Consider the following 10,870-nt stretch of genomic DNA (forward strand, 5'->3'; position numbering starts at 1 on the left):
CGGACGGGCCCTGTCTCAGACCAGCCGCCTGGCGAACCAGTGCTCCGCGTACGGGTCGTCGTTGTGCGGCTCCGTCTCGGCGTACCCGAGGCGGGCGTACAGGGCGCGCGCCTCGACCAGGTCGGTGCGGGTGTCCAGGATCATCCGCCGCGCGCCGCGCTCCCGCGCCGCCTCCTCCGCGGCCCGCACCAGCAGCGCCGCCCCGCCCCGGCCGCGCATCGCCTCGTACAGGAACACCCGCGTCAGCTCGGCGGCCGTGCCGTCCGGTGACAGGCGGATCCCGGCGCTGCCCGCCGGCGCGCCCCCGTACCGCGCGACCAGCAGCAGCCCGCGCGGCGGTGCGAGGTCGGCGCCCGACTGCGCGGCGATCTCCCGCTCCAGCTCGTCCGGGTCGGTCCCGCGCCCCTCGTGCAGCAGGTACCAGCGGTCGCTGACCTCCGTGTAGTACGCCCGCCAGAGCGCGAGGGCGACGGGCGAGTCGGGGGGTTCCGGGGCGACGGTCCAGGTCATGGCCGCATTTTGCGCCCCCGACCGGCCCTGGGCGCAAGCGAATTGGGCGCAGGACGGCGCGCGCGTCCGGCCGGGCGTCTGTGCCGTGCAGTTTGTGCGCGGTGCAACGGGCAACCCGTTGGTGCGAACCGGCTCGCGAGGAGTGCCGGTTGGGACGAGAACCCCCGGAAGGCATTCATGTCCACTGGCCTGATCATTGCGTTGATCGTGATTGTCGCGGTCGTTGTCGCCGTCGCGGCCGTCCTGACCCTGCGCGCACGCGGCCCGCGACACGGCGCGAGCCTCAAGCGGCGCTTCGGTCCCGAGTACGAGCGTGCCGTCACCCGGCACGACGGGGACACCAAGGCCGCCGAGCGGGAGCTGTCCGAGCGCGTGGAGCGTCACGGCTCCCTGCGGGTACGGCCGCTGGAGCCGGCCGAGCGTGAGCGCTACGAGGCGCGCTGGACGGCCGCCCAGGAGCGGTTCGTCGACGCGCCGCGTGAGGCGGTCGCCGAGGCCGACCGGCTGATCGCCGAACTCGCCGGCACGCGGGGCTTCCCCGCCGGAGGGCAGTACGAGGAGCAGGTCGCGGCGCTGTCCGTGCACCACGCCCACCATGTCGAGGGCTACCGCCGCGTCCACCGCGTCGCGCAGGCCCACCCGGACGGCGCGCACGACGGCGCCGCGGGCACGGAGGACATGCGCGAGGCGATGGTCGAGGCGCGGGCGCTGTTCGAGGAACTGGTCCGGCCGTCGCGCCACGACGGCGGACGCCGCGCCGGCGCCGGCGAGCGTACGGCCGCCCCCGCCACCCGCCGCGACGGTCACCGCACCCCGTCGCTGCTGCACCGCCGCCAGGCGAAGGAGAGCTGATCGTCATGCCCGAGGCACCCCGTCGCACCACCCAGGACACCTGGATCCCCAACGGTCCCGACGCCCCGGCGCCCGGCCCCGCCTCCGCGGACCCCGGCCACGAGGCGGCCACGCTCGACCACAAGACGGAGGCGGGCCGCAGGACGGAGCCCTCCACGAGCCGCGGGGGCGCGGACTCCACGGTCGGCTTCGGCGAGACGGACGCTCCGCGCGGCTCCGGTACGGGTTCCGCCGGCACCGAGAGCCCCCTGGTCGCGGCCCACCCGCAGCCCGGCGAGCGCACGTCCGCCGGTACGTCGGGTACGCCGTCCGGTACGTCCGGCACGTCCGACCGGACCTCCGTCCCCGGCCCGGACGGCACCGGGACCCGCGCGCCCCGCCCGGAGGGCGCCGGCACCGGCGCCCACACCCCGGGCCCGCACGGCACCCCCACCGAGGGCGACGGGCACCACGGCCCCGACTCCCGGCTCCTCGCCGACGACACCTGCGACCGTCTCTCCGCTCAGCTGCGGCAGGCCGTCGCCGGGTTCGTGGACCGGCCGCGGGACGCCGTCGAGGAGGCCGACCTCGTCCTGCACGAGATCACCGAGCGGCTCTCCGACGCCCTCACCGAGCGCCGCCGCACCCTCACGCGGAATTGGAAGACGCCCGCGTCCGGCGACCCGAAGAAGGGCGACGCCGCCACGGCCGCCGACACCGAGCAACTGCGGCTCGCGCTGCGGGACTACCGCGAACTCGCGGAGCGCCTGCTACACGTCTGAGCCGCCCCGCCCGCCAGGTCCGCCCCGTCCTTCCGACGCCGCCCGGCGCTCCCGCCATTGGCGTACGACGTCCTCGACGTCGTACGGCTTCTTGCCCAGCGGGGGGCCGGGCGGCGGCTTGAACATCATGTCGCTGATCTTCGCGTTGATGTCCGCGAGGATCTTCCGCACGATCCGTTCCGAGGGGGCCGCGAGGGCCGCCTCAAGGGCGTCCTCGGCCTCCTTGCGCAGGGCCAGCGTCGGCGGCAGCACCGACATGCCCTCTCGGACCATCTTCCGCTTGACCCACCACAGTTCGTCGTAGGTGCTCTCGATCTCGGGCGGCAGCGGACGGCCGGCGCCTTCGAGCCGTTCGAACTCCCCGCGCGCCCCGGCGTCGCGGATCTGCTTGTCGACCCAGCTCTCGAAGGAGACACCCGGTGGCTTCCGCTCGGTCATGACCCCATTGTGCCGGACGCGGTACGGCCGGGCGTTTTATCATCTGGCGGCGGGCGGCCGATCCGGCCGTCCCGGCCCCAGGACCTCTCAGGAGGAGCGCACGTGCTCGAACTCACCATGGCCGCGGTGTCAGCGGCGGAATCGGGCGCCACGGCCGGGATGCTGATGGCCGACGCGCCCAGCGAGCCGGGCACCGTGCTGCGGGTGGGGCGGGACACGTCCCTGTGCCGGCTGGCGACGCCGGACGACTGGCTGTTCGTGTCACGGGTGCACCTGGAGTTCCAGTGCGCGCAGGACGGCAGCTGGCAGCTGACCTGGCTGCGCGGTTCGCTGCCCGAGCCGTCGTCGGAGGTGCGGCTGACCGTCGGGGAGTACGCCCAGCCGGTCGCGTACGGCGGGACCGTGCCGCTGCCCCGGGGCGGCAGCGGCGAGGCCGTGATCCTGGACCGCACCGCCCCGCGCAGCGTCAACGTGGGCTTCTACCACGAGATCTGAGCCCGCCCAGGCTCCTGCGTCCGCTCAGGACACCACGCGTGCCAGCGCGAACCCGTCGTGGTCCTTGACCCCGACCGTCTGGACCGCGGTGGCGTCGAGCCGCGGGTGGGTGCCGAACATCTCCAGGGCGGCGCGGGTGCCCAGCACGTCCGGGTCGGTGTTGTCCGGGTCGGCGACCCGGCCGCCGCGCACCACGTTGTCGAGGACGATCAGGCTGCCCGCCGCCGTGAGGCGCAGCGCCCACTCGACGTAGTGCGGGTTGTTCGCCTTGTCGGCGTCGATGAACACCAGGTCGAACGGAGGCGGCTGCTCGTCCGCGAGCTTCGGCAGCGACTCCAGCGCCGGGCCGACCCGCACCTCCACCTGCTCGGCGAGACCGGCGCGGGCGATGTTGCGGACGGCGACCTCGGCGTGCCGGGGGTCGTACTCGAGGGTGACCAGGTGTCCGTCGGCGGGCAGCGCGCGGCCCAGCCAGATGGTGCTGTAGCCGCCGAGCGTGCCGATCTCCAGGACGCGCCGAGCGCCCTGGATCCGGGCGAGGAGCTGGAGCAGCTTGCCCTGGAGGGGGGAGACGGCGATGGGCGGGAGGCCGGCGGCGTCGCTCTCGCGCAGCGCCGCCGTCAGGGCGTCGTCCGGGTCGTCGCCGAGCAGCCGCTCGGTGAAGTAGTCGTCCACCGCGTTCCAGAGCCGCGCCTCGCTCATGCAGGGTGCCTTCCGCCGGGCCGGCCGGACGGCCCGGCCGGATCGGCTGTCGAAGATACGGGGCGCGGCCCCGGGATGTCAGACCTTTTCCGGGTGTGTCCCGGGCTCCAGCGACGGGGGCGAGCCGGGCAGCGGGCGGCCGGCCGACTCGGCCATGCGCCACACCGCGAACCCGCCGATCACGGCGGCCGCCATCATGTAGTAGGCGGGCATCATCACGTCGCCGGTCGCGCCGATCAGCGCGGTCACCACCAGCGGGGTCGTGCCGCCGAACAGGGACACGGAGACGTTGAAGCCGATCGACAGCGAGCCGTAGCGGACCCGGGTGGGGAACAGCGCGGGCAGCGCGGACGGCATCGCCGCGGTGAAGCAGACGAGCAGCAGGCCGAGCGCGCCCATGCCGGTGGCGACCGCGACCAGCCCGCCGTCGCGGATCAGCAGCAGCGCGGGCACGGACAGCGCGAGGAAGCCCGCGCAGCCGGCCGCCATCACCGGGCGGCGGCCCACCCGGTCGGTCAGCGCGCCCACGAACGGCTGCACGATCATCATCAGCACCATCACGCCGAGGACGACGACCAGGCCGTGCGTGGCGTCGTAGCCCAGCTCGCTGGTGAGGTAGCTCGGCATGTACGACAGCAGCATGTAGTCGGTGACGTTGAAGACCAGCACCAGGCCGACGCACAGCAGCAGCGCGCGCCACTGGCCCGTGACCGTCTCGCGCAGCGGCACCTTGGGCCGCTCGGTCTCGGCCTTGGCGACCTCGGCGGCGAAGGCGGGGGTCTCCTCCAGGCGCATGCGCAGGTAGAGGCCGATGACGCCCATCGGGCCCGCGATCAGGAACGGGATGCGCCAGCCCCAGGAGAGCAGGTCGTCCGTGGACAGCAGCGCCGTCATCAGGGTCACCAGACCCGCGCCGCCGATGTATCCGGCGAGCGTGCCGAACTCCAGCCAGCTGCCGAGGAAGCCGCGCCGTTTGTCGGGGGCGTACTCGGCGATGAAGGTGGAGGCGCCGGCGTACTCGCCGCCGGTGGAGAAGCCCTGCACCAGGCGGGCCGCCAGCAGCAGGATCGGGGCGCCCACGCCGATCGCGGCGTAGGAGGGGATCAGGCCGATGGCGAAGGTGCCCGCCGCCATCATGATCATCGTGAGGGCGAGGACCTTCTGCCGGCCCACGCGGTCGCCGAGCGGGCCGAAGACCATGCCGCCGAGCGGGCGGACCAGGAAGGCCGCGGCGAAGGCGCCGAACGTGGAGAGCAGCTGCGCGGTGGCGTTGCCCGTGGGGAAGAAGACCTTGCCGAGGGTGACGGCGATGTAGCTGTAGACACCGAAGTCGAACCATTCCATGGCGTTGCCGAGCGCGGCCGCCTTCACGGCGCGCTTGACCAGCGCGGGGTCGGTGACCGTCGGGGGACCGAGGGAGGGGTCGGGTGCCTGTGCCGCACCGGCCTGGGGGGAACCGGCGGGACCGGGGGCGACGGAGTGATGGGCGACCTGAGCAGTCGACAAGACTTCGCTCGCCTGCCTTTCGTCGGGAACAGGGACGGGTCCGCGCGGCGGCACTGTCGGGCGGGCCGAAGCCAGCGACGATAGGCGGCGTTTCCCCCGTTACGTACGGTACGGGGATCGATGCATACTGCACGGAAATGCGGGATACGCAGGAACGTCGCGATCCAGGCGATCTCCGCCGGGGGTGGCCGGTTGTGATCCTTCTCGCGTCGCCCCGAGGCAACCGCATCCCGCGCGGACTATCGTCATCCGGACAAAAGAGAGAGGGCCGTCAGGTGAAGCGGCGGTGTCCGGCGTCTTCGTCGAGGGGTGCGCGCCCTGCGGGGCCGCGCACGCACGACCCCCGCACGGGACGCGCGGGGCGACAACGGGGCGGGAGGCCGACGAGGCGTGGCGAATGCGGAACACAGTGGGCGGACGGCCGAGGCGTTCGGCGCGACGGCCGTGGGCGGCGCCCGGGCACGGCTGCGGGCGGCGCGCCTGGGACTGTGGCTGCTCGCCGCCGTCCTCGCGGTGCGCCAGGTCACCCTCGTCCTCACCACCCCCAGCGGTGAACGCCTGACCGACCTGGAGACCTGGGTGGGCCCCGAGGGCGTGCTGCACGTCAGCGGCTCCCTCTACGACTCCACCGAGTTCACCGGCACGCCCTTCGGCGGGCTGGTCCTCAAACCGCTCACCAGATCGGCCGAGGAGACCCTCGGCTGGGGCTGGACCTTCGGCACCCTGCTGCTCGTGGTGGCGCTGGCGCTGATCGCCGCCCGCGCCCTGCCTCAACCGGTCGGCCGGCGCACCGCGCTGCTCGCCGCGCCCGTCGCGGTCAGCCTGCTCATGGTGTCCCTGCCGGTGCGCAACACCCTGTGGCTCGGCCAGACCAGCATCATCCCGGTGCTGCTCGTCCTGCTCGGCTGCTTCGTCGCCCACGGCCAGCGGGCCGGCGGCGTCCTCGTCGGCGTCGCGGCGGCCCTCCAGCCGACCCTGCTGCTGTTCGCGCCGCTGCTGTGGCTCACCGGCCGCCGCCAGGCCGCCACCGTCACGGCCGTCACCTTCGCCTCGGCGACCGCGCTCGCCTGGGCCGCCATGCCGCAGGACTCCGCCGCCTACTGGGTGCACCACCTGGCGGGCGTCGGGCTCGGCGGCCCCGCCGACGCCCTCGCCAACCAGTCCCTGCACGGTGCGCTGCTCCGCCTCGGCCTCGCAGGCCCGCTGGAGATCGCCGTGTTCCTGCTGCTCGGCGCCGTCGTCGTCACGCTCGGCCTGAGGCGCGCCGTGCACTACGCCCGCGACGGCCAACTGCTCCTCGCCGTCGGCATCACGGGGTGCGCCGCCATAGCGGTGTCCCCGACGGCGTGGCAGCACCAGCTGCTGTGGGTGCTGCTCACCGTCGTCGGCCGGGTCGGCACGCGCGCCCGCGACCGGCTGGTGTGGCCCGTCGCCGTCGTCCTGGTGATGACGCTGCCGGCCAAGATGATGCTGCCGAACATGGCGTTCCTGCACCCGCTGCGCGACAACGTGGTGCTGCTCGCCGCGCTGGCCGCCGCCACCGCCGTGCCGTTCCTCAGCCGCACCTCGCCGTACTTCCGCGACCCGGTGCCCACGCCGTACGCCCCGCCCGTGCCGGCCCGGTTCGGGTTCGTGCCGCTGCTGCCGTTCCTGCGGCGGGTGCTGATCCGGCCGAACCTGCTGCTGGAGCTGCTGCTCATCCGCGTCACCTACGCCGGGTACGCCAAGGTGCGGCTGGCCGCGATCGACGGCGACAACGAGGCGGGCCGCGCCCGCGCCGAGGAGCACGGACAGCAGATCCTCGATCTGGAGCGCGTGCTCCACATGGACATCGAGCACGCGGTCAACCACGCGGTGGTGGAGATCGGCTGGCTGCGGCAGTTCTTCGACTTCTACTACACGTCGTTCCACTTCGTGGTGCCGCTGACGGTGCTCGGCCTGCTCTACTGGCGCCGCCCCGTCCACTACCGCTGGGCGCGCTCCGCCCTCGGATTCGCCACCCTGCTCGCCCTGGTCGGCTTCTGGCTGTACCCGCTGGCCCCGCCGCGTCTGATGCCGGACCTCGGCATCATCGACACCGTCCACGGGGTCCAGGACTTCTCCAAGCCCGACTACGGCACGCTCACCGCGCTCACCAACCAGTACGCGGCGATGCCCTCGCTGCACTTCGGCTGGTCGCTGTGGTGCGGCGTGGTGATCGCGGTCATCGCGCCCAAGGCGTGGATGAAGGCCCTCGGGCTGCTGCACCCGCTGTTCACGGCCGCCGCGATCGTCGCGACCGGCAACCACTGGATCCTGGACGCGGCCGGCGGCGCGGTCGTCGTCGGCGCCGGCTTCGGGCTGACGTACCTGTTCCAGGGGCCCCGGGCCCGCACGGTCACGGCGGTGGCCGAGGCGACCGGGACGAAGGAGGTCAGCAGCGGGCCGCCGGTGCCGGAGAGGGACCGTACTCCGAGCTGATCCGGTACTCGCCGGGCGCGGACACGGTGAGCCGGGTGAACTCGCCCGCCCGGGACAGGCACCCGCCGCCGTCCACCCGCAGCCACGGCGAGTACGCGATCCGCACGGTCACCGCGCCCGGCCGCGCCACCCGCAGCACCAGCTCCGCGCCGGAGGTGCGCACCACCGACCCCGGCGCGGACACCAGCGGCACCGCGTCCCGCACCCGGAACACCTCCCAGTGCGCGTCCCGCCAGACCGGCACCAGCCAGTCGGGCCGCCGCTCCCGCACCAGCCGCGCCTCCTCCTCGGCGTACCCGTCGGGCCTGCCGTCGTGCAGCACCACGAACGCGACCGCCCACCGGTCCAGCCACGCGCGGTAGGTGGCCGCGGAGAACGAGCCGTCGTAGAACAGCCGGGCCCGCTCCATGTCGAGCTGCCGGTTCCAGCCCCGCGCGAGATGCACGTGCGGGGCGAGCGCCACCGCCTCCCGGTGGTTGCGGGCGGGCACCGCCTCCACCCGCGCCCGGTCGGCGCCCAGCGACTCCAACGCCCGTACGACGCCGTCCGTCTGCGCCGCCCAGGCGGGGACGTCCGTGGACACCTTCAGGTCGTCGACGGTCTTCTTGACGGTCCACCCGGAGGAGAACACCAGCGCCGCCACGAGCAGGGCGCGGCGCACCGGCCGGAGTCGGGGCTGCGCGAGCAGGGCCGCCATCAGCGCGACGGGCGCCGCGTACTCCGCGAACCGCTCGACGTTCGTGCCGACGGGGGAGGGGATCAGATACACGAGCACGGTCCCGGCCACGTAGACCGCGCCGCTCCACCGTGCCGCCCGCCAGGCCGGCGGTGACAGCACCGCGACCGCGAGGCCCAGGGACGCGGGTATCCATATGCGGCCCGCGGGCATCAACTGCTCGCCCTGGAAGGGGAAGAGCAGACTGGTCGCGCCCACCACCAGCGCGGGCGGGACGAGCAGGGCGACGGCGGGTCCTGGCCGCCGCACCAGGACGAGGCCCGCCCCGACGACGGCGAGGAACAGCCCCGCGACCGGGGACGCCATGGTGGCGAGCGCGGCGTAGGCGCCGGTGAGGACGAGACGTTTCTGCCGGCCCCCGTGCCCGGTGAGGTACAGACACGCGGCCAGTCCGAAGGCCACCCCGAGGGCGAACGTGGTGCGCCCCGAGGCCACGTTGCCCCACAGACCGAGCGCCGCGAGCAGCGCCGGCGCGAGCGTCCGGCGCGGCTCCACCCGCTCCACCAGCACCGCCGCGATCCAGGTGGCGGCGAGACCGGACGCCACGGTGAGCGCCCGCACGCCGACGGCCGCCATCAAGTACGGGGACATCAGGCTGTAGTTGGCGGTGTGCATGCCGCCGTACCAGAACAGGTTGTACGCCGACGAGCCGTGCCGCCCCGCGAACCCCGCCCACGCGTCCTGGGCGGCGAGGTCGCCGCCACCGGTCGCCAGCACGGCCCACCACAGCGCGTACAGCGGCAGCACGGCGAGGGTGGCCAGGAGCGGTGTACGACGACGCCGGCAGAAGGAACGGAAGGGGTGGCTCCGTTCCGTGGCCGGGTCCGGGCGCCGGAGCAGGGTGAGGTCGGCAGAGGGCACGATCATGAGGACGTCATACTCGGTGCCCGCGTTCACTCCTCAAGGGGGCTGCCGTCCACTGTCGTTGACGGATGGGATGCTCCTGCGATGACCGACCGACCGGAGACCTTCCTCGCCCATCTGCGCACCGCGGCCGCCGGCGTCCTGGAACGCTTCCCCGCCGACCTGCGTCCCGAGATCTATGCCCTGTCGTTCCGCATCTGGCGGGTGGACGACGACGACCGCCGCCCCTATGTGGCCATCGGCTACAACACCGAGACCCGGTACGAGCGGGAGCACACCCCGGGCGACGACGGCGAGGCGCGCTGGAACTACGCCTACTGGCTCCTCGAAGGCTTCGAGACCCTCGGCAACGTCCCCGAGGACCCGGTCGGCAGCGAGGTGTACGTCGAGGAGGTGCGCGCCCTCGGCGCCTGGTACGACGGCGCGTTCGACCCGGACCGGGTGCTGCGCGACGAGGACACGGCCGCCCGCGCCGGACTGCTGCGCGCCCACTTCCGCGACGCCGTGATCGACCTGGCCCGCCATCTGCACGCCGACGGGGTGATCGAGCGCGTCCTGGGCCGGCCGCTGCCGGTCGTCGTCTTCGACATGGCCCGGCCCGGCTGGGAGGCCCACGCCACCGAGGCCGCCAACCCGCCCGAACTGATCGAGGACTTCACGGCGTGGCTGCGGGCGGTGGGGGAAATCTGAAGCGCCCTACCGTCCGGGGCATGGCGCGCGACGACACGGTGACCGGTGACTTCTTCCGTACGGCGACCCCGCGCTGCTGAGGTTCCATCTGGACGACGTGGGCTCCGCGGCCGGGCGGGCCGCCGGACTGGCCGACCCCGCGGCCCTGGTGAGCACCACCGCCGACCCACGGCCGGCGAAACAGCCGTGCTGGGCGGTCCCGCCGTGCGGCTGCCGTTGGTCCTGGGCTGAGACGGGCGAAGGCGGCGGCCCCGGGGATCAGGGGGCCGCCGCCTTCGGTATCAGGGGTGACGCTCGCTCGTCAGTACCAGTTGTTGGCCTGCCAGAAGGACCAGGCGTCACAGGCGCTGCCGTAGCGGTCCTTCATGTAGTCCAGGCCCCACTTGATCTGGGTGGCCGGGTTGGTCTTCCAGTCCGAGCCGGCCGAGGCCATCTTCGAGGCCGGCAGCGCCTGGACCAGGCCGTAGGCGCCGCTGGAGGCGTTGGTGGCCTTCGGGTTCCAGCCGCTCTCGTGCGACACGATGTTCGAGAAGCACTGGAACTCGGCCGAGTTGCCGATCATCTTCTTCGCGGTCGCCTGGGCCGAGGCGGCGGAGGAGGGGGCTGCCGTGGTCGCGGCCTGCGCGGGGGCGGCGGCGATCAGCGTGCCGCACGTGGCGGCGGTCAGGGCGGCGCCGACAACGGCCTTCTTCGGGGTGGCGACGGAGCGGAGGAGGGAAACGGCGGACACAGGCGGCCTTTCGGTCGGAAGCAGGGGAGTCGCCGGCCCCGCCGTGCGGCGGGGGCATACGTCGGCGCCGCGACCCGTGGGGTGCGTCGGCGCCTGGCGACTGCTCCACAGAAGCAAATCCCCGGA

The 10,870-nt window shown here is 73.8% G+C and carries 11 protein-coding genes and 1 pseudogene; 6 read left to right on the top strand and 6 right to left on the bottom strand.

Going from position 1 to position 10,870, the window contains the following annotated elements; genetic code table 11:
* Positions 1-15: 15 nt before the first annotated feature.
* The gene (locus ACQY0Z_RS13640; RefSeq protein ID WP_439812326.1) at positions 16-510 is read right to left on the bottom strand and encodes a GNAT family N-acetyltransferase; all 495 of its coding nucleotides are present in this window, start codon (positions 508-510) and stop codon (positions 16-18) included.
* Between the two features lie 177 nt (positions 511-687).
* Here ACQY0Z_RS13640 and ACQY0Z_RS13645 point away from each other — a divergent pair, with 177 nt between their 5' ends.
* Both ACQY0Z_RS13645 and ACQY0Z_RS13650 read left to right on the top strand, forming a co-directional pair.
* Positions 688-1,362, top strand: a complete 675-nt coding sequence (locus tag ACQY0Z_RS13645) for a hypothetical protein (RefSeq protein WP_439812327.1) — start codon at positions 688-690, stop codon at positions 1,360-1,362.
* A gap of 5 nt (positions 1,363-1,367) precedes the next feature.
* Entirely contained in the window at positions 1,368-2,123 is a 756-nt protein-coding gene (locus ACQY0Z_RS13650; RefSeq protein ID WP_439812328.1) for a hypothetical protein, read from the top strand.
* Here the strand turns inward: ACQY0Z_RS13650 and ACQY0Z_RS13655 are convergent.
* The gene (locus ACQY0Z_RS13655) at positions 2,112-2,561 is read right to left on the bottom strand and encodes a DUF1992 domain-containing protein (protein ID WP_189904366.1); all 450 of its coding nucleotides are present in this window, start codon (positions 2,559-2,561) and stop codon (positions 2,112-2,114) included. The genes ACQY0Z_RS13650 and ACQY0Z_RS13655 overlap by 12 nt on opposite strands.
* A 102-nt stretch (positions 2,562-2,663) precedes the next feature.
* On the opposite strand from ACQY0Z_RS13655, the gene ACQY0Z_RS13660 reads away from it, so the two are divergent.
* A complete protein-coding gene (locus ACQY0Z_RS13660; protein WP_189904363.1) occupies positions 2,664-3,056 on the top strand; it encodes an FHA domain-containing protein in 393 nt (130 codons plus the stop codon).
* Between the two features lie 24 nt (positions 3,057-3,080).
* Here the strand turns inward: ACQY0Z_RS13660 and ACQY0Z_RS13665 are convergent, their stop codons facing one another.
* Complete coding sequence (locus ACQY0Z_RS13665; RefSeq protein WP_439812329.1) at positions 3,081-3,758, bottom strand: O-methyltransferase; 678 nt, start codon at positions 3,756-3,758, stop codon at positions 3,081-3,083.
* 78 nt (positions 3,759-3,836) lie between these two features.
* Complete coding sequence (locus ACQY0Z_RS13670) at positions 3,837-5,264, bottom strand: MFS transporter (RefSeq protein WP_439812330.1); 1,428 nt, start codon at positions 5,262-5,264, stop codon at positions 3,837-3,839.
* A gap of 390 nt (positions 5,265-5,654) precedes the next feature.
* On the opposite strand from ACQY0Z_RS13670, the gene ACQY0Z_RS13675 reads away from it, so the two are divergent.
* The gene (locus ACQY0Z_RS13675) at positions 5,655-7,724 is read left to right on the top strand and encodes a bifunctional glycosyltransferase 87/phosphatase PAP2 family protein (RefSeq protein WP_189904359.1); all 2,070 of its coding nucleotides are present in this window, start codon (positions 5,655-5,657) and stop codon (positions 7,722-7,724) included.
* Here ACQY0Z_RS13675 and ACQY0Z_RS13680 read toward each other — a convergent pair.
* Complete coding sequence (locus tag ACQY0Z_RS13680) at positions 7,678-9,327, bottom strand: hypothetical protein (protein WP_254586754.1); 1,650 nt, start codon at positions 9,325-9,327, stop codon at positions 7,678-7,680. The two genes, ACQY0Z_RS13675 and ACQY0Z_RS13680, sit on opposite strands and share 47 nt — an antisense overlap.
* 81 nt (positions 9,328-9,408) lie before the next feature.
* On the opposite strand from ACQY0Z_RS13680, the gene ACQY0Z_RS13685 reads away from it, so the two are divergent.
* Together ACQY0Z_RS13685 and ACQY0Z_RS13690 are read left to right on the top strand one after the other, a co-directional pair.
* Positions 9,409-10,014, top strand: a complete 606-nt coding sequence (locus tag ACQY0Z_RS13685) for a hypothetical protein (RefSeq protein ID WP_254586755.1) — start codon at positions 9,409-9,411, stop codon at positions 10,012-10,014.
* A gap of 58 nt (positions 10,015-10,072) precedes the next feature.
* Positions 10,073-10,171: pseudogene (locus tag ACQY0Z_RS13690) on the top strand (maleylpyruvate isomerase N-terminal domain-containing protein); the annotation flags it as partial.
* Positions 10,172-10,315: 144 nt separating this feature from the next.
* On the opposite strand, the gene ACQY0Z_RS13695 reads toward ACQY0Z_RS13690, so the two are convergent.
* Positions 10,316-10,744, bottom strand: coding sequence for a transglycosylase SLT domain-containing protein (locus tag ACQY0Z_RS13695; protein WP_254586756.1), 429 nt, complete (start codon positions 10,742-10,744; stop codon positions 10,316-10,318).
* Between the last annotated feature and the right edge of the window lie 126 nt (positions 10,745-10,870).

Origin of the sequence: Streptomyces sp. P9-2 (genome assembly GCF_051903975.1) — a bacterium.
Taxonomy (GTDB): domain Bacteria; phylum Actinomycetota; class Actinomycetes; order Streptomycetales; family Streptomycetaceae; genus Streptomyces; species Streptomyces cellulosae.

Excerpts from the sequence above, each read along its gene's own strand:
- ACQY0Z_RS13655 (WP_189904366.1), bottom strand. The coding sequence starts at position 2,561 with ATGACCGAGCGGAAGCCACCGGGTGTCTCCTTCGAGAGCTGGGTCGAC.
- ACQY0Z_RS13640 (WP_439812326.1), bottom strand. The coding sequence starts at position 510 with ATGACCTGGACCGTCGCCCCGGAACCCCCCGACTCGCCCGTCGCCCTC.
- ACQY0Z_RS13650 (WP_439812328.1), top strand. The coding sequence starts at position 1,368 with ATGCCCGAGGCACCCCGTCGCACCACCCAGGACACCTGGATCCCCAAC.
- ACQY0Z_RS13680 (WP_254586754.1), bottom strand. The coding sequence starts at position 9,327 with ATGATCGTGCCCTCTGCCGACCTCACCCTGCTCCGGCGCCCGGACCCG.
- ACQY0Z_RS13645 (WP_439812327.1), top strand. The coding sequence starts at position 688 with ATGTCCACTGGCCTGATCATTGCGTTGATCGTGATTGTCGCGGTCGTT.
- ACQY0Z_RS13665 (WP_439812329.1), bottom strand. The coding sequence starts at position 3,758 with ATGAGCGAGGCGCGGCTCTGGAACGCGGTGGACGACTACTTCACCGAG.
- ACQY0Z_RS13685 (WP_254586755.1), top strand. The coding sequence starts at position 9,409 with ATGACCGACCGACCGGAGACCTTCCTCGCCCATCTGCGCACCGCGGCC.